The sequence below is a fragment of the Thiocapsa sp. genome (assembly GCF_018399035.1).
Classification (GTDB): Bacteria; Pseudomonadota; Gammaproteobacteria; order Chromatiales; family Chromatiaceae; genus Thiocapsa.
In genome coordinates, this window is record NZ_CP073760.1 from 5,255,175 (window position 1) to 5,277,200 (window position 22,026).

At 64.5% G+C, this 22,026-nt stretch carries 19 protein-coding genes and 3 pseudogenes; 7 read left to right on the forward strand and 15 right to left on the reverse strand.

What is annotated here, in order from left to right; genetic code table 11:
• Positions 1–412: 412 nt before the first annotated feature.
• Positions 413–1,867: a multiheme c-type cytochrome gene (locus KFB96_RS23910; RefSeq protein WP_213456162.1), complete on the forward strand. Its 1,455-nt coding sequence runs from the start codon at positions 413–415 to the stop codon at positions 1,865–1,867.
• Positions 1,867–2,496 (forward strand): NapC/NirT family cytochrome c, encoded by a 630-nt coding sequence (locus KFB96_RS23915; protein WP_213456160.1) that lies wholly within the window; start codon positions 1,867–1,869, stop codon positions 2,494–2,496. The genes KFB96_RS23910 and KFB96_RS23915 overlap by 1 nt, the downstream gene beginning before the upstream one ends.
• Before the next feature lie 116 nt (positions 2,497–2,612).
• On the opposite strand, the gene KFB96_RS23920 is transcribed toward KFB96_RS23915, so the two are convergent.
• From KFB96_RS23920 to KFB96_RS23935, 4 genes are all read right to left on the reverse strand, one after another.
• A complete protein-coding gene (locus KFB96_RS23920; protein ID WP_213456159.1) occupies positions 2,613–2,834 on the reverse strand; it encodes a hypothetical protein in 222 nt (73 codons plus the stop codon).
• A gap of 158 nt (positions 2,835–2,992) precedes the next feature.
• On the reverse strand, positions 2,993–3,877 hold the full coding sequence (locus tag KFB96_RS23925) for a peptidylprolyl isomerase (protein WP_213456157.1): 885 nt from the start codon (positions 3,875–3,877) through the stop codon (positions 2,993–2,995).
• 120 nt (positions 3,878–3,997) lie between these two features.
• The gene (locus tag KFB96_RS23930; protein WP_213456155.1) at positions 3,998–4,300 is read right to left on the reverse strand and encodes a YciI family protein; all 303 of its coding nucleotides are present in this window, start codon (positions 4,298–4,300) and stop codon (positions 3,998–4,000) included.
• A gap of 1 nt (position 4,301) precedes the next feature.
• The gene (locus KFB96_RS23935) at positions 4,302–4,976 is read right to left on the reverse strand and encodes an inner membrane-spanning protein YciB (protein ID WP_213456153.1); all 675 of its coding nucleotides are present in this window, start codon (positions 4,974–4,976) and stop codon (positions 4,302–4,304) included.
• Between the two features lie 266 nt (positions 4,977–5,242).
• Here KFB96_RS23935 and KFB96_RS23940 point away from each other — a divergent pair.
• Positions 5,243–6,064: pseudogene (locus KFB96_RS23940) on the forward strand (alanine/glycine:cation symporter family protein); the annotation flags it as partial.
• Between the two features lie 287 nt (positions 6,065–6,351).
• On the opposite strand, the gene KFB96_RS27190 reads toward KFB96_RS23940, so the two are convergent.
• Positions 6,352–6,534: a hypothetical protein gene (locus KFB96_RS27190; RefSeq protein WP_300970916.1), complete on the reverse strand. Its 183-nt coding sequence runs from the start codon at positions 6,532–6,534 to the stop codon at positions 6,352–6,354.
• 699 nt (positions 6,535–7,233) lie between these two features.
• Between KFB96_RS27190 and KFB96_RS23950 the strand changes: the two genes are divergently transcribed.
• From KFB96_RS23950 to KFB96_RS23960, 3 genes and pseudogenes are all read left to right on the forward strand, one after another.
• A complete protein-coding gene (locus KFB96_RS23950; protein WP_300970918.1) occupies positions 7,234–8,628 on the forward strand; it encodes a sodium:solute symporter in 1,395 nt (464 codons plus the stop codon).
• A gap of 386 nt (positions 8,629–9,014) precedes the next feature.
• Positions 9,015–9,314 (forward strand): DUF3422 family protein, encoded by a 300-nt coding sequence (locus KFB96_RS27195; RefSeq protein WP_300970920.1) that lies wholly within the window; start codon positions 9,015–9,017, stop codon positions 9,312–9,314.
• Positions 9,315–9,453: 139 nt separating this feature from the next.
• Positions 9,454–9,888, forward strand: a pseudogene (locus KFB96_RS23960) (alanine:cation symporter family protein); the annotation flags it as partial.
• A 142-nt stretch (positions 9,889–10,030) separates the two neighbouring features.
• Here KFB96_RS23960 and KFB96_RS23965 read toward each other — a convergent pair.
• The 10 genes and pseudogenes from KFB96_RS23965 to def form a co-directional block, all read right to left on the reverse strand.
• Entirely contained in the window at positions 10,031–10,366 is a 336-nt protein-coding gene (locus tag KFB96_RS23965) for a hypothetical protein (protein WP_213456151.1), read from the reverse strand.
• Positions 10,367–10,661: 295 nt separating this feature from the next.
• On the reverse strand, positions 10,662–10,979 hold the full coding sequence (locus KFB96_RS23970) for a BolA/IbaG family iron-sulfur metabolism protein (RefSeq protein WP_213456149.1): 318 nt from the start codon (positions 10,977–10,979) through the stop codon (positions 10,662–10,664).
• Positions 10,980–11,175: 196 nt separating this feature from the next.
• Positions 11,176–11,745, reverse strand: a complete 570-nt coding sequence (locus KFB96_RS23975) for an ankyrin repeat domain-containing protein (RefSeq protein WP_213456147.1) — start codon at positions 11,743–11,745, stop codon at positions 11,176–11,178.
• Positions 11,746–11,876: 131 nt separating this feature from the next.
• The gene (gene trkA, locus KFB96_RS23980) at positions 11,877–13,250 is read right to left on the reverse strand and encodes a Trk system potassium transporter TrkA (protein WP_213456145.1); all 1,374 of its coding nucleotides are present in this window, start codon (positions 13,248–13,250) and stop codon (positions 11,877–11,879) included.
• 190 nt (positions 13,251–13,440) lie between these two features.
• Positions 13,441–14,811: a sigma-54 dependent transcriptional regulator gene (locus KFB96_RS23985; protein ID WP_213456143.1), complete on the reverse strand. Its 1,371-nt coding sequence runs from the start codon at positions 14,809–14,811 to the stop codon at positions 13,441–13,443.
• Complete coding sequence (locus KFB96_RS23990; RefSeq protein WP_213456141.1) at positions 14,808–17,009, reverse strand: ATP-binding protein; 2,202 nt, start codon at positions 17,007–17,009, stop codon at positions 14,808–14,810. The genes KFB96_RS23985 and KFB96_RS23990 overlap by 4 nt, the downstream gene beginning before the upstream one ends.
• Positions 16,991–17,530 carry a DUF4390 domain-containing protein gene (locus KFB96_RS23995; protein ID WP_300970922.1) on the reverse strand — a complete coding sequence of 180 codons (540 nt, stop codon included), beginning with the start codon at positions 17,528–17,530 and terminating at the stop codon, positions 16,991–16,993. Before KFB96_RS23995 ends, KFB96_RS23990 begins: the two co-directional genes overlap by 19 nt.
• A gap of 47 nt (positions 17,531–17,577) precedes the next feature.
• Complete coding sequence (rsmB, locus tag KFB96_RS24000; protein ID WP_213501971.1) at positions 17,578–18,948, reverse strand: 16S rRNA (cytosine(967)-C(5))-methyltransferase RsmB; 1,371 nt, start codon at positions 18,946–18,948, stop codon at positions 17,578–17,580.
• A pseudogene (gene fmt / locus KFB96_RS24005) lies at positions 18,934–19,890 on the reverse strand (methionyl-tRNA formyltransferase); the annotation flags it as partial. The gene rsmB and the pseudogene fmt, both read right to left, overlap by 15 nt.
• A 160-nt stretch (positions 19,891–20,050) precedes the next feature.
• Positions 20,051–20,584 carry a peptide deformylase gene (gene def / locus KFB96_RS24010; protein WP_213456135.1) on the reverse strand — a complete coding sequence of 178 codons (534 nt, stop codon included), beginning with the start codon at positions 20,582–20,584 and terminating at the stop codon, positions 20,051–20,053.
• A 215-nt stretch (positions 20,585–20,799) separates the two neighbouring features.
• Between def and KFB96_RS24015 the strand changes: the two genes are divergently transcribed.
• A complete protein-coding gene (locus tag KFB96_RS24015) occupies positions 20,800–22,020 on the forward strand; it encodes a LysM peptidoglycan-binding domain-containing protein (RefSeq protein WP_213456133.1) in 1,221 nt (406 codons plus the stop codon).
• Positions 22,021–22,026: the final 6 nt, after the last annotated feature.

The following is a 22,026-nucleotide window of genomic DNA, read 5'->3' on the forward strand; positions in this document are numbered from 1 at the left end:
GTGTCGCTCCTTATCTTCTTGTGATGTGGACGGTGTGACACGGATGCGTGTCACACCGTCGTGGATTGTTCACCATTGATGCCATCGGTAAAAGTGAGTCCGGTCAATGAAATGCCGTTCCTGTCTCGATCCGGTCCGAATCCATGGTATTTAATTACATTCTAATACATTAATTCGCATCATCCTCGGCCGCGCATTTATAGATCTCGGTCGGCCTAAACCCTGTCGATTCAAGTAACCGCATGTTCAAAACAAGAATGGCTTTTTGTGTTGTTTTGGCTCCCGTTGCTATCAGTCGGTCATTCGATGTGTCAACAACAGAATATCGATAAGTTCTGAATTAGATTGCTCGGCCCGGCCGCCCTATAATCCGACGCGTCGTTTCTTCCGGCAGGCTCCAGAGGTTGCTCAGATGTGCGCTATTCCAGTCTCGATCCCGATACGATTCGTTCTTCTTTGCGCGCTAACCCTGTCGATCGCGGTGCCCGCCGCGGCCGACAAGGTCAAGCTCGACCCGAGCAACTGGGGCCACGAAGCCGGCAGCGCCTGCGTCAGTTGCCACACCAAGGCATCGAGCGGCCTCGCGCAGCAGTGGCAGGACAGCGCCCATGCGGCCGCGGGCGTCAACTGCATGGATTGCCATCGGGCCGAGCGTTCCGATGTGGACGCCATCGAGCATGAGGGCCAGGTCATCGCGACCATCGTCTCGCCGAAGGATTGCGGGCGCTGTCATACGAAAGAGCTCGAAGAGCAGCAGGGCTCGGTCCATGCCGAGGCCTACTCCATCATCGAGGATCGCCTGCCGGCCCTGGCGCACAATGTCGGCGGCGCCGCCATGCAGGCCGCCTCCTGCGACCAGTGCCACGGCTCGCGGGTGAAGGTGCGCGGCGACGGCACCCTGGATCCCGCGACCTGGCCCAACTCGGGCATCGGCCGGATCAATCCGGACGGATCCAAGGGGTCATGTTCTTCCTGTCACGGCCGGCATCGCTTCTCGAAGGCTCAGGCGCGCGCGCCCGAAGCCTGCGTCCGTTGTCACTCCGGCCCCGACTCGCCGGACAAGGAGGTCTTCGAGGCGTCCAAGCACGGGATGGTCTATGTCGCGCATCGCGACGAGATGAACCTGGATGCCGCCGAGTGGGTCGCGGGACGCGACTACACGGCCGCACCGACCTGCGTGACCTGCCACATGGGCGCCGCCGGTAAGCTGCCTTCGACCCATGATGTGGGTCTGCGCAACGTCTGGAGCCTCAATACGCCGGTCTCCAAGCGTCAGTTCCTGGTCATCTTCGAGGATGGACACAAGATGGAGCTGCCCGCGGACGAGCCCGCGCCGCGGCGCGGCACCGAGCTGACGCGCGCCGACGGCACGGTCGGGACCGTCAAGGCGGTCGCCACACCCGAGCGGCGCCGCCAAGCCATGTCGTTGGTCTGTTTGGAGTGTCACGGCAAGGGCTTCACCGAGAGTTTCATGCGCCAGTTCGACGCGGTCGTCGAGCTCTACAACACGAAATTCGGCGAGCCGGCCCGGGCGATCATGGCCGGGCTCTACGAGCGCGGGCTCCTCACCCCGACCGCGTTCGACGAGCCGATCGAGTTCACCTACTGGGAGTTATGGCACGACGAGGGCGCGCGCGCCCGGCACGGCGCCTCCATGATGAGTCCGAACCATGCCTGGTGGGAGGGCATGTATCTGGTCGGCCGCAATTTCTACGCGCGCTTTCTCCCGGAGGCACGCGCGGCGGCCGGCGAGCACGCGGACGAGCTGGTCGATGCCGTGCTGCGCGCAAACGGTCAGCATGAGTGGCTGGATCAGCCCGGCCAGGCGAGCGCCATCCTCGGCTTCGCACCGCAGGAGGCCGAGTGATGGGCAAGCTGCGCGCACCTGTGTTCATCACCCGCCATGTCTTGATCGCGCTCGTGGTCGGCGGTGTCGGCGGGGTGCTTTTTATGGCCTTTCTGCTCGAGTTCGACCACTACACCAGCACCAACGAGTTCTGCACGACCTGCCATTCGATGACCTATGCCGATGACACCTATCGGCAAACCGTCCATTACGACTCGGCATCCGGGGTGCGCGCATCCTGCGGTGACTGCCACGTCTCAGAAGGCGTCTTCGCGGCCACCTGGGACCATGCGATCGGATCGAAGGACCTCTTCAAGCAGCTCTTCGGACCGGACTACGACGACCCGGTGATCAATACGCTGCACCTGCCCGAGGCCGCCTTCGCCGCGCGTAAATGGTTTAAGGCGCGCGATTCGGCAACCTGCATGCGCTGTCACACGCAGGAGGCGATCCAGGGCAAACGTGCCGACACCGCGGCGATCCATCGCGAGGAGACGGAGGGTAAGTCCTGTATCGACTGCCACTACAATCTGGTGCATCGCAAGGTGCCCGACGAGAGCACCTTCAAGCGCGAGGCATGGAATCGGATGGTCGAAGAGGAGTTCGCTCTGGAGCCGGGAACGGCCGAGCGGCTGATGCGTACGCACTAAGCCGATGGACTAAACCGCGCCCAGCGCAGTATGCGATGTTTTTGATGGGATCGGCCCCGGCAAACGTGACGACCGCTTCCGGATGACCGGAGGCACGAAACAGGTGCGAACCTCTGTCAGTGCTCGCAGTTGTCGAAGTAATGCCGTGACCAGGGCAGGACTGCGAGGGCGAAGCTGAAGGCCAGCGTCACGGCGCCGCCGAGCACGGCGAGCAGGGCGAGATGAGCGGTCGGCACAGGTAGCCCCGCGGTCTCGGCAAGCAGGAGCAGCAGGACACCGGACAGGAGCAGGCCGGCAGACAAGAGAACGGTCGAACGTAGCGTAGTGCATGAGATCATCGGATCTCTCCGTTTTTCATAACATAAGCAAATTCTAATACAAAAATCTCCAGATGCAATGCCGCCTGGCGCGGCTAACCGTGAACTGCTTCGCATCCCGGGCGTTCGAGGCAAGGCTGCGCTCGCCTCGAACACCCCCATGGTGCTGCGGACGCGGTTTAGTCGCCCTTCGATTCTTCGGCGGCGGCCTCGTCGGTCGGCTTGAGCTTCACGACCTCTTCGTTGAGCTCCACCATGGCGCCGTCACGCATCTCGGCCAGCTTCGCCGAGAGCTGTTGGCGCTTGAGCAGGGCCGCGAGCTGCGGCTTGGCGTCCTCGAAGCTCGGGGGCTCGGCCTTGCGGGAGTCCTGCAGCTCGATCACATGCCATCCGAACTGGGTCTGCACGGGTGTTTTCGTGTAGGTGCCGACCTCCATCGCAGCGACGGCCTCGGAGAAGGGCGCCACCATCTGGTTGGCGTCGAACCACTCGAGCTCGCCGCCGTTCTTACCGGTCGGGCCGAGCGAGTGCTCGCGCGCGAGATCGCCGAAATCGGCACCGCCTTCGAGCTCCTCGATCATCTTTTTCGCCTCTTCCTCGTCCTTGACGAGGATATGGCGCGCCTTGTACTCGACCTGGCTGGCGTTTTCCTTGATCTCGTCGTAAGCCTTCTTCAGCTCGTCTTCGGTCGGCTCGATCTCCTCGGCCATGGCAGCCAAGGCCGCGTTGGAGAGGATCTTCATGCGCTGCAGCTCGATGGCGACACCGACGTCCGGGTCTTTCTCGAGATTGCGCCGCGCGGCCTCCTGCGAGGCAACCACCAGACTCATGAAGTCGTTGAAGGCCTGCTCTTGGAGCTCGGGCGAATTCTGGCCCCGGGTTTGCTGAAGACGCTCCAGGAAGAAGAGACGGAACAGGTCGAGACCGTAGGGTGTGCCGTTGACCGTCGCGATCAGGACGTCGTCGCCCTGCGGTTGGGCCTCCGCGTCCTTGGCGTCCTCCGCCACGGCGGCACCTGCGGCCAGCAGGGCACACAGAAGGAGGGGAATGCGAGTCGTCTTCATAATGATGATTTCCGTATGTCGGGATTCATTGGCATCCGAGGATGCCGGCGATTGCAATGGGGAGAGACGGCAGACGAGGGGACTCGTCCGCCCCTTGCGAGCGTCGTCCGGGCTCGGCTCTCAGGTCGGAAACACCCGCTTGAAGGGCTTGACCCGGACCTCTCGGTAGACGCCGGACGCGTTGTACGGATCCGCAGCCGCCCATTGCTCGGCTGAGGCCAGATCGGGGAATTCTGCGACGATAAGGGATCCGGAGAACCCGGCGTCGCCGGGATCCGGGCTGTCGATCGCCGGGTGAGGCCCTGCGAGGATCAGACGCCCCTCGTCCTGCAGGGCTGCCAGGCGCGCCAGATGCTCCGGCCGCGCGCTCAGGCGTGCCGCGAGACTCTTCGCGTGATCCACGGCGATGATGGCGTACAGCACGTCAGTCGGCCTCCAGGGTCCGGGGTTCATCCTTCATGTGGCGGGACAGGTAGAAGGCCTGCGCGATGACGAACACGAACGTCATGCCCATCATACCGAAGAGCTTGAAATTCACCCAGATGTCCTCGCGCGCATGGGTATCGTTGCAGAGCGAGAGCAGGTCGTCGCTGAAGCGCTCGGTGCAGGCCGAGAGGTCGATATCCTGCAGGCCCGAGGCGAGGATCAGCGCCTGTTGGGCACCGAAGAACCCGCTGCCGATATAGACCACGAAGAGATTGACGAGTCCGGTGACGACGAAGAACCCGACCCACATCATGTTCAGGCGCGTCCAAACCGTGGAGGGAATGTCGATGGCCTTTCCCATCATCCGCTCGATCAGGGTTGGCTTCCCGATGAACTGGCTGCCGAGAAAGACGGCGCCGAACAGCCAATTGACGATCGTCGGTTTCCACATGAGGAAGATCGGATCGCGCAGGGCGATCGTCAGCCCGCCGAACAGCACCAGCAACCCGAGCGTGATCAGCGGCATGGTCTCGACATGTCGCCGCCGTATCCACGACCACCCGACCAGGATGGCCGAGGCGAGGATGGCGACACCGGTCGCGACATAGATGCCTTCGAGCTTGTAGGCGGCGAAGAACAGGAGAATCGGAAAGAAGTCGACAAAGAGTTTCATGAGGCCGGGGTCGCCGATGCGGCATGCGTGGTGAATCGGGATGATGCGTCCGGGCGGGCTGAGCGCATTTCGACAGCGTGAAGCGGCGGCAGTTTCGACGCCGTCGCCGGGGGCGACGGTCGCCGTGACGGAGGCAGGGCTCGATCCCGCAGTCGTGCGCGATAGGATACGGGGATCGAGCGGGCAGGGCAAAGGCGTTCGTGCGGGTTGACGTGTATAGTTGTGTACGGTTTTTGATCTGACCCGAGAGGGGATGCGTCACGTGGATGCGCTTGATGCCGCTGCTGAAGCTCGGGTTCGGTTTCCGCATGCTGTGGGCCGGACGGCATGCGCAGGGCCAGGGCAACATCACGCCCTTCAATGCCTTGATGACGTCGCTCGCGGCGACCATCGGAACGGGCAACATCGCCGGCGTTGCCACGGCCATCGCCATCGGCGGCCCCGGCGCCTTGTTCTGGATGTGGGGCACGGCGTTCGTCGGCATGGCCACCAAATATGCCGAGGGCGTCCTGGCGGTGAAATACCGCGAGGTGGACGAAAAGGGCAACTATGTCGGCGGCCCCATGTACTACATCAAGAACGGACTGGGTCGTCGCTGGCTCTGGCTCGGCACCGCCTTCGCGATCTTCGGTGGGCTCGCCGGGTTCGGGATCGGCAACATGGTCCAGGCCAACTCGGTGTCCCACGCCATCAGCAGCAAGTTTGCGATCCCGGAGCTCTGGTCGGGTATCGCGATGGCCGTGATGGTCGGGTTGGTCTTGATCGGCGGTATTCGCTGGATCGCCCAAGTCGCGGGGAAGCTGGTGCCCTTCATGGCGATCGCCTATGTCGTCGGCGGTCTGGTCGTGTTGGCCTTCCACATCGAGAAGATTCCCGAAGCCATCTACCAGATCGTGCAGCATGCCTTTTCGCCGACGGCCGCCGCGGGTGGATTTGCCGGTGCGACCCTGATGCCGGGCATCCAGATGGGCGTGGCCCGGGGTATCTTCTCCAACGAGGCCGGTCTGGGCAGCGCCCCGATTGCACATGCGGCGGCACAAAGCAACGATCCGATCCAGCAAGGCACGGTCGCCATGCTCGGGACCTTTGAGAGGGGTTCAAGAAGTTAAGTAAAACAACTCGACGGGAGAATGCCTTTGCCACGGTTGTAGTTCTCGACAATGACAACGTTTGGATTCGGTGTTCGATCAATTCCCGACACCTGACCTACGTCGGGATACGGATTCCCGAAATCGCTTCAGTGCTGGTGATAGATGTCGTCGAGCGGGCTTTGGTGGGCAAGGGGGGTGCCGAGCTCCGCCCAAGTGACAGAGATTGAATGCGCGATGTCCGTTGTGATCGAGCACCCGCAGGCTGTCCGACTCGGTAAAGCCGTTCATGACCTTCTTGAAATGACCCTTGTAGCGCTCCTTAGCCACTTGATCGGGATCTCGTAGGCCAGGAACTTCGGGATGCCCTGATCCTTGAGACGCTCCAGCAGCTCGGGATTCTCGCGCGTGTCGTAAGAGGTCACGATGACAATCGGACCGTTGCCGGTCACCAACATTGCGCATTTCATGTGGCTTCTCCACCAGGTTGATCGCCCAAGCCGGGCGAAGTAAACAGCGTGTCGCGAGGATCTTTTCCGGACCGGACAGCATCGTTACCGGCAAGGATGAAGACTGGCCCGGAGCGCGCGGATTTTAACGCCGAAGGAGACAGGGCGGGCACGGCGCGACCCCCGTCTGGATCGCGCGAGTCGAAGGTCGCCAGGAAAGCCAGGTGCTGGAAAACGGCACGCCGGGTTTGACGTGGCGGGGGCTGGAAACGTGATCATGGGAGCCGGACTGAGGGCCAGCGCGGAAGCGCTGGAGGTTCCATCGGACCCTAACGTCGGCGCGCCCGTTCCCGACCCTACTTATGGGGGAGGGCTGGCTACCGTGACCAGGGTGCGGCTCGTGAGGCACCGCCAAACGAAAGGGGCGGCAACAGATAGGCCGGACCTACAGTCGCGGAACGCCTGCTCTCTACTCTACCTGCGGCCTCTGGCCGCTTCCTGATCATCTGGCTGCGGGCTGGTCCTCGACCACATCGACCCGCGGACAGACCCAAAGAGACGCACCAGGGCGGGCAGCCGGCCGGCCCGGGCGTTGTGACCCGTAACCCACACAGGGCTTCCCGCCACGCACGGAAAACACCCTGTCGATCCGCATACCCCTAGACGCCGTCGGCACATCAGCGCTATCTTTGCGGCCACGCCAACCAGGGTGCCTCGCCCATGATCGACCAAATCGTCATCGCCGCTTATCTCGTCGTCATCCTCTACCTTGGCTATAGCAGCCGCAAACTGGGTGGGTTCAAAGAATTCGCCATCTCCCATGGCAATTACGGCTGGCTCGCGATCTTCTGCACCCTGTCGGCCTCCTTCATCGGTGGTGGCTTTTCCACTGGCAACGCGGCCAAGACCTTCGATGTGGGGATCGTCTATCCTCTAGCCCTGCTGGGCTTCAGCCTGCAGATCATCCTGGTCGCGCTGTTCGTCACACCGCGCATCAAGTCATTTCCAGGCGCGATCTCGGTCGGCGACATCATGGAGCCGGTCTATGGCCGCAACGCGCGCATCATCACCGGCGGCTTCGCGGTCTTGATCTGTGCCGGCATCCTTGGCGCCCAGATCGGCGCGTTGGGCGCCATCTTCAACGTCTTCTTCGGGGTCCCGCACCTGGTGGGCATCGCCATTGGCTGCGCGGTGGTCTTCTTCTACTCCACCATCGGCGGCATGGCGGCCGTGGTCAAGACCGACATACTGCAGTTCTGGTTGCTACTGATCGGCATACCCATGGTCTTTTTCCTTGGTGTTCAGCATCTTGGTGGCTGGGAGGTTTTTGTCGCAGCCATCCCCGCAACACATCTCGCCATCATCGGCGACAAGACGCCGCTCTTGGCGCTCATCTCGCTCTTCCTGGTCTTCCTGCTCGGCGAGACACTGGTGCCGCCCTATCTGCAGCGACTGCTCATCGGTCGCGACGCGGCCGTCACGGTAAAAGGCAACTTCTGGAGCGGGGTGGTCTCCGCGCCTTTCTTCCTGATCACGGGCGCGATCGGCTTGATCGCCCTGCAGCTAAATCCGGATCTGGCCTCGAATCTCGCCCTGCCGGAGGTGGTCAAGCAGGTGGTGCCGATCGGCCTCAGTGGTCTCATCATCGCCGGCATCATCTCGATCGTCATGTCGTCCGCCGACTCCTTCCTGAATGCCTCCTCGGTGGCGCTGGTGCAGGATGTCATTAAGCCACTGCGTCAAACACCGCTGACCGAGCGGCAGTCCCTCACCATCGCCAGGCTCACCAACCTCCTCACGGGTGGATTGGCACTTTCCTTCGCCCTCATGATCCCGAATGTGCTGGACATCCTGATTGCCGCGTACGACTACTGGGCGCCCACGGTCCTGGTTCCGCTGGTCGCCGTCTTGCTCGGCTGGCAGGTGGTGCCCGCGGCCTTCTATGCCGCCGTCATCGCCGGCGGCGGCACCACGCTCGTTTGGACCTACGGTTTGGACAGCCCTGCCGGACTGCAAGGCTTTGTCGTCGGAACGGCGATCAGCCTTACGGCCTTCCTGATCACGAATCTGGTGATGCAACGCCAAAGCGCTGAGGCATTGGAGCCGGAAGGCTGAGCATGGATCGCGGCCAAGACGCCGCTTTTAGCACTGGGCGCGGCACCCGCCACGGCAGGCGCCGCGCTGGCGTCTCTCGGGGCTGTGGCGCTGAGCGACGCAGGCGTGCTCGCCACCCCGCACCCCACGAGATGGTGCGCCCCTGGCTCTGCTCGCGGTGCTGGCTTGTTGTAGCTCACTTGATGACTCGGATTTTCAAGAATCATCCGCGCTGACGCTGCCGGATTCGCCCACTGCTGTTGCGGGTGTCTGAGGGCCAGACGGTTTTGGCGGGACGGGTGACCTTGGCGGCAGCAACCGGCCAACAAGAGACATCGCTGCCTCGGCTAGGATCGGCTCCAATATTCGATTCGCTTCTTCTGCAGGAGACCCTGGAGAGGCTGTAGGTGATCGCCATCGGTTATTCTGGCGTCAGTCTGGTGCGCTATGTGCTCAATGACCTGGAGGCGGCAACGGTGATCGGCGATGCCATGCTGGGCATCGGGCTGGCGGTTCCATTGGTAGTCGGCGGCGCCTGGCTGGGTCTGCGCATCGCCTACGACCCGCCCTATACCTCCAAGTGGAACCCCATCGAACACCGCCTGTTCAGCCAGGTCGAGCGCGCTTGGCGCGGGGCATTCTCGACTGCCCGCAGACGGCTCTGCGCACCGTCGAGCGGACACAAACCCAAACGGGGTTTAGCGTGACCGCGCGTGCTCCGACACCTTCCGCGACGTCAAGGATCAGTTCATTCGCCATGACCGCGTGAACGGACAATGGAACTATGTCGTCGATCCGAATGGGTTCGCTTATTAACATGTTTAACTTGTTTTTGAACCGTTACTTATCGATACCATCATTATCTGCACGATCACGGGCTTGGTCATCATGGTGACGGGCGAGTGGATGAGCGGGGAGACCGGCGCGAGCCTGTCGTCCGCGGCCTTCAGCGCCGGCCTGCCGTCGATCGGCGGCTATATCGTGACCTTCGGCCTGGCCCTCTTCGCCTTCACGACCATCCTGGGCTGGAGCGTCTACGGCGAGCGCTGCATGGAATACCTGTTCGGCATCCGTGCCATCGTTCCCTTTCGGTTGGTCTGGGTCGCGGTCATTCCGGTCGGGGCAACGCTCGAGCTCGACTTCATCTGGCTGGTCGCCGATACACTCAACGCGCTCATGGCGATCCCCAACCTGGTCGCCCTGCTCCTGCTCAGTCCGGTGGTCTTTCGGATGACGCGTGATTATTTCGCCGATCCGCTCAATCGGCGCGTTGTAACCTGATGCGATTGACGTGAATAGGCATGCCGACTGCGGATGCCGGGAAGATGCGTAGGGGCGATGAATTCGCCCCTACCAAACCGCTTCCGGAGCCGAGCGCACGCCCCTCGCGGATAGGGCGGCATGGGACTCGAAGAAAGAACATTCAGCAGCCGTCATCCGACGTCACGGCTGCGCCTGTCTTCGGGTCACGCGCTGTCTTGCCCGTTTCATCTGTCTTGATTGTGCCGATGAACATCATGTTCTCGACGCGACCGAACTGTTCGTCCATCGCCCGCTGGACGTCGATGTCGCGCAGCCCTTCGTAAATATAGATCCCTCCTTTGGCCTCGGCGGCACGCTCGCCGGTGCTCGGCTCGAACAGCCGACGCAGGTCGATGTCCGAAACATCCGCAGCCGCTGCGGCGACGGTCACGCATGAAAAGGCGACGAGCAATGGATGGAACAGCGCGCGGGCGCTGAAGAGGCTAGAGGTCTTCATGTCGATTGACTCTCATTGGTTCCCCAGGGCGCTTCGCGGTGAGACCCTGCGAAGGGTGCCTGAGCCAATGCGGGCGCTTCCGACGTGGATTGTTCTCGTTGTTTTCGCCTGTGGGCGCTCGCCCCGAAGCCGGAAATCAGCAACATCCTTGCTGATGCTGCGAACCCGAACCGACCGACCTAAGCCCTTCCGACTTGCCTTAAGCATGGCACAGGAAGTCACACTCTGCGTGTGAATGTTGCACTTTTTTTATCGGGTAATAAGGGTGTTGAAGGGTGGACACCCGCATCGGAGGTCAAACGGCCTTCGAGCCGCCTTGGCAGGGCGGTGACTCGGGGGCGACGCCGCCTTTGGCGAACCATTCCTCCGGGGTCCAGGTATGCAGCGCAATGGCGTGGAGCCCGCCTTCGAGCTCGCTGCTCAGGGCGCGATTGAGGAGACGATGCCGGGCGACCAAGGTCTGGTCGGCGAAGGTCTCGCTGACCACCAGGATCTTGAAGTGGGATTCCGCACCGGCGGGCACCGAGTGCATGTGGCTTTCGTCGACCACCTCGAGATGCATGGGGTCGAAGGTGTGTTTCAAAGCGTCTTCGATGCGGGCTTTTCTGTTCATCGGGGTGTTTCGGCTCGGCTTGCCCATCCGGGCATGTCTCGTTGATCTATGGGCCAACCCTTGTCGGCGCAAGCGCCGTGTCCGCTCCGGCGCCTCCGGATGCCGACACGCGGCCGCTCCGAGTGGGCGTTGTTCATAAGCTCGTCCTACCCTACCGCTGCGATCAGCGATCACCGCAGCCGATGCAGGACGCGGCCTAGCGGCTCTGTTCGGCGAGCCGCTCCGCGACCGCCTGATCACCGGTCTTGCGGGCGTGCTCCTCGGCGGTGTTGCCCGCGAAGTCCTTCAGGGTTCGATCGGCACCCCGGCGCAGCAGGACCTCGACGGTCTCGGCGTGGCCTTTGCCGGCGGTCCAGATCAAGGCCGTCCAGCCTTCGGTCTGCTCCTGGTGATCGATCATGGCGCCTTTGCTCAACAGGAGATTCACGATCGTTGCATGATTGTTCGAGGCCGCGAGCATCATGGCCGTGTAACCGCCCTTGTCTTGGGCGTCGATCTCGGCGCCGGCCTCGAGGAGGCGCTCCACGACATCGGCGTGTCCGTAGAGCGCGGCCTTCATGAGCGGTGTCCAGTCGCAGCTGTCGCGAACATCGACCTTCGTCGACGGCTTCAAGAGGGCGTTCAGGGCGGAGAGGTCGCCTTGCTCGGCGAGGTCGAGCAGTGCCGAACCCTCCGCTTCCGGGGTCGCGTCCGAGCGGTGAAAGACGGCGAAGGCGACGAGGATCGCGATCGCGACGAGGGCGAGGATACGGATGAGGATGTTCATGAGCACCCATTGTCCGGACCCGGAACCGGTCGGCCAATGCGAATCGGCAACCCGAGATACAAGCTCGGGGATCGCGCCTGTCGGCGCGGTGGACTCGCACGGATGAGCGCGGCGCGACGCAACAACGCGCCTTACAGGAAGGTGACCCCGACTTGGAACAGCCGCTCGACCTCCGGGATCCGTGCCTTGTCCTGAAGGAACAGGATGACGTGGTCTTCCGCGGCGATGACGGTGTCGTGGTGGGCGATCAGGACCTCGTCGCCGCGGACGATGGCGCCGATACTGGTGCCCCGCGGAAGCCTGATGTTCTCGATGCTGCGCCCGATGACCTTGCTCGAGGTCTCGTCGCCGTGGGCGATGGCCTCGATCGCCTCCGCCGCGCCGCGCCGCAGAGAGTGCACGACGACGACGTCGCCGCGCCGGATGTGCTTGAGCAGGCTACCGATCGTCGCCTGCTGCGGCGAGATGGCGATGTCGATGGCCCCGGATTGCACCAGTTCCACATAGGACGGCCGGTTGATCAAGGCCATGACCTTGCGGGCGCCCAGCCGCTTTGCGAGCATCGCCGAGAGGATATTCGCCTCGTCGTCGTCGGTGACGGCACAGAAGACATCGGTGTTCTCGATATTCTCTTCCAGGAGCAGATCGCGATCCGCCGCGTCGCCGTGCAGCACGATCGTCTTCTCGAGATTTTCCGCGATGCGCTTGCAGCGTTTCAGATCGCGCTCGATGATCTTCACCCGGTAGTTGAGCTCCAGCGCCCCGGCGAGCCGGGTGCCGATATTGCCGCCGCCGGCGATGATCAGGCGCTTGTAGGGACGATCCAGACGCCGCAGCTCGCTCATCACCGAGCGGATGTGCTTGGGGGCTGCGACGAAGAAGATCTCGTCGTCGGCCTCGATCACGGTATCGCCTTGGGGCTCGATGGCGCGATCCTGGCGGTAGATGGCCGCGACCCGGGCCTCGACCCTGGGCATGTGCTCATGCAGGGTGCGCAGCTCGTGCCCGACCAAGGGGCCGCCGTAATGGGCCTTGACCGCGACCAGCCGGATCCGCCCGCCGGCGAAGTCGAGCACCTGCAAGGTGCCCGGATTCTCGACCAGCCGCAGGATGTACTCGGTGACCAACGCCTCCGGGCTGATCGGAAAATCGATCGGCAGGGCATCGGTCCCGAACAGTTTGGGTTGATCGAGAAAGCTCTGCGCACGCACCCGGGCGATCTTGGTCGGGGTATGGAAAAGCGTGTAGGCGACCTGGCAGGCGACCATATTGGTCTCGTCGCTGTTGGTGACCGCGATGATCATGTCGGCGTCTTCCGCGCCCGCACGGCGCAGCACGTCCGGGTGCGCACCGTGGCCCAGGATGGTGCGCAGATCGAAACGGTCCTGCAGCTCCCTGAGTAGATCCGGGTTGTGGTCGACGACGGTGATGTCGTTCGCCTCGCTGACCAAATTGGCGGCCACCGAGGTCCCGACCTGGCCGGCACCGAGGATGATGATCTTCATTTAAACCGCGTCCGGAGTTTTCGTTGTTGTGGAGTGGGGGCTTGCGCTCTCGTCGCTCCACGGAGCGATTGGCGCGACGCGGTTTAAAATAATAAAAATTAAATACTTGAAGTGCGTCAGTGCCAAGGTCTGTAGGTACGCCGGACCTATGTTGCAGGTGCCGACCTGGACATGCCCCGCCTGACGCACTTCAACGCCGCTCCTTGATCTCGATCCCCAGCGAGCGGAGCTTGCGATACAGATGCGTGCGCTCCATTCCGGCCTCCTTGGCCATCTTGCTGACGTTGCCGGTGTGTTTTTCGAGCTGATAGTCGAGGTAAGCCTTCTCGAACTGCTCGCGCGCCTGACGCAGCGGCTGATCGAAGGAGACCAACCCATCCAGTGCCTGCCCTTGTGAAGGCGGCGGTGCGCCGAGTGCGGCTTCGACCTCCTTTTGACTGATCTCGTCGCCGGCACCCAAGATCAGGACCCGCTGTACCAGGTTCTTGAGCTCGCGCACGTTGCCGGGCCAGGTGTAGTTGCGCAGATAGTTCTGGGCACCCACGCTGAAGCGGCGGTAGGGCAGCTTCTCGTGGGTCGCGAAATAGTCGAGATAGAAGTTCAGCAGATCGGGAACATCCTCGGCGTGGTCGCGCAGTGGCGGGATGTTCAACGGGACGACGTTCAGGTGGTAGAAGAGATCCTCGCGGAAACGCCCGGCGCGCACCTCCTCTTCGAGATTGCGCTGGGTCGCGGCGATGATCCGCACATCGATGCGCACCGGCTCGGCGCCGCCGACGCGGATGAAGGATCCCGTATCGAGCGCGCCGAGCAGCTTGGCCTGGGCCTCGAGCTCCATGTCGGCGACCTCGTCGAGCAGCAGGGTTCCGCCCGCGGCCTTCTCCAGATTCCCGTAATGGGTGTGCTCGCCGTCTTCGGTCCCGAAGAGCTCGCGTGCGGCGTTGCCCCCGGCGAGTGTCGAGACGCTCAGATCCACGAAGGGGCGCTCGCGGCGTGCGCTCTGTGAATGCAGATAACGCGCGAAGGTCTCCCGACCGCTGCCGGCGTCCCCCGTGATCAGCACCCAGGTGTCGTGCTGGGCGATGCGTTTGACCTGCTCGCGCAGCCGTTGCAGGGTCGCGCTGCGCCCGACCGGCTCGTGCACCTGGGGTGCGCGGCGTTTGAGACCGATGTTCTCCTTGCGGAGCTTGTCGGCCTCGAGTGCCCGCTCCACGGTGAGCAGCAGCTTGGCCATCGAGAGCGGTTTTTCGAGAAAGTCGTAAGCGCCGAGCCGCGTCGCCTCCACGGCCGTTTCCACGGTGCCGTGACCGGACATCATGATGACCGGGCAGGGCAGACCGTCTTCCTCCTCCGACCACTCGCGCAGCAGCGTGATGCCGTCCAGATCGGGCATCCAGATGTCGAGCAGGATCAGATCCGGACGACGCTCGCGCAGCGCATGTCGGGCGGATTCGCCGTTCTCCGCGCTCGCCACCGCATAGCCCTCGTCCTCCAGGATCTCCTGCACGAGACCTCGGATGTCGGGCTCGTCGTCGACCACCAAGACATGCGTTGCACTCATAGCTTTTCGTCCTGTTCTCGGCCTTGGGTCGCGTGCCTGGTCCCCTGCCGGATCGGCAGGCGGATCCGAATCAGCGCGCCATGACCCGTATTCTCGACCTTGATGATACCGCGGTGCTCTTCGACGATCTTCTTGACGATGGCCAAACCGAGACCGGTCCCTTTTGATTTGGTGGTGACGTAGGGCTCGAAGAGGCGTTCGAAGAGGCGCTCCTCGAACCCGGGCCCATTGTCGGCCACCTCCAACTCGACGAGCGGTGTGCCGTTCTCGCGTACCACGCGCGTCGTCACGGCGACGCGTGCGTCGGGGCGTCCGTCCATCGCCTCCTGCGCGTTCTTGATCAGATTATGAACCACTTGACGCAAGCGCAACGGATCGCCGCGGACTTGAACCCCGGGCGCACCCAGCGCGATCTCGAGCGCGCTCGTACCGGCGCTGCGATACAGGTCCAGCACCTCTTGGGCGAGCCGGTCGAGCTCCAGGGGCTCGGCGCGGATATGCGGAGTGCGGGCATAGTCGGAGAAGTCGTTCACCATGGCCTTCATCGCCTCGACCTGCTGGACGATCGTCCGGGTCGAGCGATCGATGATCTTGGCGTCCGCCTCGTCGGCCTTGGCGAGCAGCTTATGGCGCAGACGCTCCGCCGAGAGCTGGATCGGCGTCAAGGGGTTCTTGATCTCGTGGGCCAGCCGCCGCGCCACCTCGCCCCAGGCGGCATTGCGCTGTGCGGTGATCAAAGAGGTGATGTCGTCGAAGACCACCACGTGACCCCGTTGCTCGTTGTCCGAGAGCGGCAGCGGGCTGCCGCGGCACATCAGGGTCTGACGGGTCTCGCCGCGATCGAGCTCGATCTCCGCACGCCAATCCTCCCCGGCGACGATATGGCAGCGCACGGTCTCGGTCCAGGGCGTGAGCCAGGGCAGCTCGCGCTCCACGCGCGCGAGCTCCGGCTGCTCGTCCTCGGCGAAGGCAAGCGACAGGATCTGACGCGCCGCGGGGTTGGAGGTCCGCAGTCGCTGATCGGCATCCAAGGCGATGACCCCGGACGACAGACGACCCAGGACCGTTTCCAGATAGTTGCGCTGGGTCTCCACCGCCTGTTGGCTGCGGTTCGCGGCATCCCGTGCCCGGGCGATCCGCCGCGTCATCGCGTTGAAGGAGGCGACCAGGAAGGCGAGCTCGTCGTCGTGCTTGGGCAGCGGGAGCTGTTGCTCGTAGTCGCCCTCGGCGATCGCGCGGGTGCCGCGGGCGATGTCCGCCACCGGCGCGACGAGACGTCGTGCGATATGAAAGGCGGCGATCACCGCGGCCATGACACCGAACAGGAGCACCAGCGACAGGGTCAGGGAAAAGCTCAGCTTCAACGACTGGCGCAGATACGCCAGCTCGGTGTAGCGATTGTAGGCGTCCTCCAGGCGCTCCGAGAACTCGGTGATGCGTGCCGAGGTCGGGAAGATCGCCTGCATCTGCATGTCCCGCCCGCGCGGGTCCTGCACCAACACCCGCACGATCAGCTCGCCGCCGAGGTCGCTTTCCAGACCGACATAGTTGTTGCCGGCGCGCACGCTCTGCTGGATCTCGCGCTCGGCCTGATTCGGAACCAGCTGGGTCGGATCCTCGTTGGCGTTGCCGAGCACGTGACCGCCGGTGGCGTAGACGGTCAGCTCGATGGCGCCGGCCTGACGGCGCAGATTGTCGAGGCTCAGCGCGATGGCGGTCGAGGAGCGATCCTCGATCCCGGCGATGAGCTGCTCGGTATACCGTGCAAGGACCCGCTGGTTGAGATCGAGCGAGGCCTGATTCAAGACCAGCGCGTCCTGCATGGCCTGGCCGATTTCCACGTCGAACCAACTGTCGATCCCGCGCAGCAGGAACCCGAGGGAGAAGTAATAGACCACGCCCACCGGCAGCAGCGAGACCAGGACGAAGAGCACCAGGATCCGCCCGGTCAGGCGTGAGCCGGCGGCCTGCCGGCGATACCGGCGCACCAGCTTCACGATGTTGACGATGACCAGGATGGCGAGCGCGCCCAGACCGGCCAACACCACCGAGAGCAGCGGGACGAAGGCGCGACTCAGGGTCTCGGAGTTCTCGACCGCATCGCGCATCAGCACCAAGACGACGAAGAGCGCCAGGATCAATGCCGCGACCGGCAAGGCGCCGAGTCCGCGCAGGCGTGCTAAGGCGTTAAAGGCCACTTGCTCCACCCGCTGGAGAGTTTCCAGGACGGTTTCAGGTAAGCGATCGGACGCAGCGGAAGCGGCAGCTCTTCGATGTCGAGCGAGGCCCGGATCTGGACCTCGTAGTCCGCGTCGTCCTCGAGACTCGACGCACCGATCAACGACAGATCGGTGATCTCGCCGAGCGCGCGAATCGCCGCATCGCGGCTGACGAAGCTGCGGCCCTCGGTGCCGGGAAGCCGGTAGACCTCGTAGCGCTCCGAGAGTGGCTTGTAGCGAATGGCGTAGCGCAGCTGCAGATCCACTCGGCTGTCCTCCCAGAGCCAGGCCCCGACCCGACGGACCTGAATCTGCACCAGGATGGTCAGCGGCACGCCGTTCTCGAGCGCCTCGAGCGCCTCGGTGCTGAAACGATAGTCCAACACGGCATTCATGAAGAAGGTGTCGTCGACGAGCCGCGTCTCGATCTTCTCGACCCGCAGCCCGTCCTTGGCCGCGCCGGATGCGGCGCTCATGAGCAAGAGCAGGGGGGCGAGCATCAGCCCCGCCAGCAGAAACCTCCAGGGATGGACTGCGGACCGCCGAGTCATGACGCCGGACGTTCGATCAGTGCGAAATAAAAGCCGTCGTTCGCCCCGTCTCGGGGAAGCAGCTGGAGGCCGTGCGAGAGTGCGCGGCCCCCGGGCGCCGTGATCGGACACTCGCGCGCATCCGGATGGCGCTCCAGGAAGGCGGCGATGCGATGCTGGTTCTCGTCCGCGATCAAGGAGCAGGTCGCATACAGCAGCCGCCCGCCCGGGGCGAGCAGCGGCCAGGCCGCCTCGAGGATCCGATCCTGCAAGGCGCACAGCGCCGGGATGTCCGCATTGCGGCGCAGCCATTTGATGTCGGGATGGCGACGGATCACGCCGGTGGCCGAGCAGGGCACGTCCAGCAGGATGCGATCGAAGGGCTTGGCGGTCCAGCTGCCTCGCGGCTCGGCCGCGTCGCCGAGTGCGACCTCGGCGGTCAGGCCCAGTCGCGCGAGCATGTCGCGAATCGATTTGAGCCGGGTCGGGGCATTGTCGATCGCCAGCAGATCGAGCCGGTTCTCGGCGCGCTCCAGGATGCCGGCGGTCTTTCCGCCGGGCGCGGCACAGGCGTCGAGGACGCGCTGTCCGGGGTGCGCATCCAGCAGTTCGGCCGCCAGCTGGGCGCCGCCGTCCTGCACCGAGACCAGTCCTTCCGAGAAGCCGGGCAGCTCATGGGTCGGGCGCGGTTGGTCGAGCGTCAGGCCCATGTCGCAGCCGGGGATGGGCCGTGCGGTGATGCCGGCGGCGGCGAGCGTGCCGAGATAGGCGTGCCGATCGCTCCGGATTCGATTGACGCGCAGACTCATGGGCGCACGGCCATTGCTGGTCCGCACGACCTGCTCCCAATCCTCCGGCCAGTTCTCGCGCAGGCGATCGAGCAGCCATTCGGGAAAGAGCCAGCGCACGGCAGGCTCTCGATCGACCTCGGCCAAGAGTGCTTCGCGTTCGCGCAGAAACCGACGCAACAGCGCGTTCACCAAGGCCGCCTTGTCGGGCTTGCCGATGAGTCGGCTGGCCTCGACCGTGGCGGCGACCGCGGCATGGTCGGGCGTGTCCATCGCGACGAGCTGATACAGGCCGATCAGGATCAGCGATTCGAGATCCTTGTCCGCAGGCTTGACCGGGTGATTGAGCAGGCGCGCGACCAGCGCCTCCAGGCGCGGCAGGGTGCGCAGCGAGCCGTAAACCATCTCTTGCGTGAGGGCACGCTCGGCGGGCGCCTGCGCGGCGAGGCGGGTGTGCTCGAGCACGCGCGTCAGCGACTGGCCGCGACCGCGCACGCCGAAGAGTGCCAGCGCGGCGGCTGCACGGGACTCGGCGCCGACCGGATGCCTTGCCGGGCCGGGGGCCTGCGGCCGGCGCTCAGCCAGCCGAGCGCCGTCCATCGAACGGGCGTTGAGGAAATCCGCGGCCGCCATCGCCCGTTTGCCGGGCGGCTGGAGACGCACGATGCGTACGACCCCTCGGCCGGCAGCGACCTCGATGCCCGATTTGCCGGCGCCGATCACGGTTCCCGGCGCGGCGTGCGTTGCACGCTCGGCGTCGATCTCGGCGTCCCAGACCCGCAGGGTCTCGGTGTCGAGGCGCGTCTGAGCGACGGGCCAGGGGTTGTAGGCGCGGATCATGCGTTCGATGATCTCGGCGGGTTGGTGCCAGTCGATGATGGCCTCGTCCTTTGTCAGTTTGTGTGCGTAGGTGACCTCATCCTCGGCTTGCGGCTCGGGGATCAGGGATCCGTCGGCGATGCCGGGCAAGGCATCGATCAGCGCACCCGCGCCCAATGCGGCGAGTCGGTCGTGCAGCTCGGCGCCGGTGTCGCGCGGCCCGATCGGTGTGGCCACGCGATGATGGACGGGTCCGGTATCCAGCCCGGCCTCCATCTGCATGATGCACACACCGGTCTCGGTGTCGCCGGCGAGCAACGCGCGCTGAATCGGCGCTGCACCGCGCCAACGCGGCAGCAGCGAGGCATGGACGTTCACGCAACCCAAGCGGGGTGCTTCCAACACGGTGACCGGCAGAAGCAGCCCGTAGGCCACGACCACCATCAGATCGGCCTCGAAGGCGGCAAGGCGTCCGACGGCATCCGGGTCCTTCTTGAGGCTCTCGGGTTGGATCACCGGCAGGCCGCGCGTCAGGGCGAGCGCCTTCACCGGGCTCGCCTGGAGCTGTCGACCGCGCCCGGCCGGTCGGTCCGGTTGGGTGTAGACGGCGACGACCTGCAGCGGCGGCGTTCCCGCTCGTTCGCCCGGCGCATCGAGGAGCGCGGCAAGGCTCGGGACGGCGAAGTCGGGCGTTCCTGCGAAGATGATTCTCAGGGGGGTCATCGCGGCCGATCGCCGTTTGGGCCGTCGACCTTCGTCGCAAGACCGCCCGGCCCTGCGCCGACGCCGTTGGACTGCGCTGCGCTTGTCCACCCTACGCGGCTTGTCCCCCCGACGCTGCTTATCCCTAAGGCGCGTGTCCAACCGACCGTTGCGGTCCGCGTCATAATACACCCCGACGTAGCTCGGGCTCGCTCGCGCCTTGGCGCTGCTCCTTCTCGAGCTTGCGGCGAATGCGCTGGCGCTTGAGCATCGAGATATGGTCGACGAAGAGCTTGCCGTCGAGATGATCGATCTCGTGTTGGATGCAGACCGCGAGCAGGCCGTCGGCGTCGAGCGTGAAGGGCTCGCCTTCGCGATCCAGCGCCTGGACGCGGACCCGCTCAGCACGTTTCACCGGCTCGAAGAAGCCGGGGACGGAGAGGCAGCCCTCGTCCATCTGCTCTTCGCCCTCGCGCGCAAGGATCTCGGGGTTGATGAGGCAGAGAGGCGTGTCGTGGTTCTCCGAGACGTCGATCACCACGACCCGGCGCGGCACGTTGACCTGGATGGCGGCCAAACCGATGCCGGGTGCGGCATACATGGTCTCGAGCATGTCGTCGACCAGCCGCACGATATCGGCATCGACGCGTGCGACCGGAATCGCCTTGCGGCGGAGTCTTGGGTCCGGGAAGGTCAGGATATCGAGCTTTGCCATCGGGATGTCGTCTGGAAAATCTGTTCTCGGGGATCTCGGCTCTCGCCATCTGCGTGATCGCATCTCTCGGGGGGCTCGTCCCGCGAGCGGCCCGAAAAGAGAGATGTCGAGTCGGAAGCCGAGTAGAAGGGGTCGGGTGCATGCGCTAGTATCCGCTTAATACTACACCCCGAAATGGGGCCGGGTGAATCCGTTTCGAGCATCCGGGAGGTCCGATGCGTGTTTTGACCCCTCGTCTTACCGTCGGAGACGTCGTACTCGGCGTCCTGATCAGCCTGTTCGCCATGGCGCCGTCGTCGCCGGCGCGAGCGCTCGAGCTTGCCGAGGGCGCACCCGAGGTCTACGAGGTGCGCCCCGGCGATACCCTCTGGTCGATCGCCGGGCGTTATCTGCGCGACCCCTGGCTCTGGCCCGAGATCTGGCACGCCAACGACGAGCAGGGCAACCCCGATCTCATCTACCCGGGAGAACGGCTGCGTCTGGTTCAGGTCGACGGCCGGCCGCGGGTCGTGCGCGACACCGCGGCCCGGGCGAGCGGCGACATGCGTGTCGTGCGCCTGAGTCCGCGGGTGCGGGTCAGCGCGCTCGAGGCCCCGGTGCCGATGATCCCCGTCGCCTCGATCGCGCCCTTCCTGACTCAGCCCTGGGTGGCGGAGTCCGACGCGATCAAACGCGCACCCTATGTCGTGGGTTTTGCCGACGATCGTACCGTCGCCGCGCCGTCGGACGACGTCTTCGTGCGTCGCATCGATACGAGCGCGGTCACCGAGTTCGAGATCCTGCGCCCCGGCGATGCACTGCGCGATCCGGAGACCAACCGTATCCTCGGCTACGAGGCCACCTTCGTGGCCAACGCCCTGCTCGAGCGCGTCGGGGATCCCGCGATCCTGCGGGTCATGCGAGCCGAGCGCGAGGTCGCGATCGGCGATCGCGTCATCCCGGCCTCGCTCGAGGCGCCGCTCGAGAACTTCTTCCCGCGTCCGGCGCCGGCCGGCATGCGCGGACAGATCCTCTCGGTGATGAACGGGATCACTCAGATCGGTCAGTACGACATCGTCACCGTTAACCGGGGATCGCACGACCGGCTGCAGCCCGGCCACGTCTTGGAGGTCTTTCGCGGCGGGGAGGAGGTTCGCGACAGGGTCCGCGACGGCGGCGTGAACTGGAACTGGAAGAGCGACGGACCTCTGACGGGCGCCTTCTGGCTCGGCAACGAGTATTCGGTGAGGGGCTGGAGCGAGAGTCCGACGGGCTCGAGCGCGCCCATCCCCCTGCATGCCGACATCGGTCGCGATCGCGCGACCTATATCCGTCCGATGCAGCGCGCGGGTCTGCTGATGGTCTTCCGAAGCTTCGATCGCGTGAGCTTTGCCCTCGTGCTCAACGCCGACCGGGCCATGAGCGTCGGCGACCGGGTCGCCCCGCCCCCACGATAACGGGTC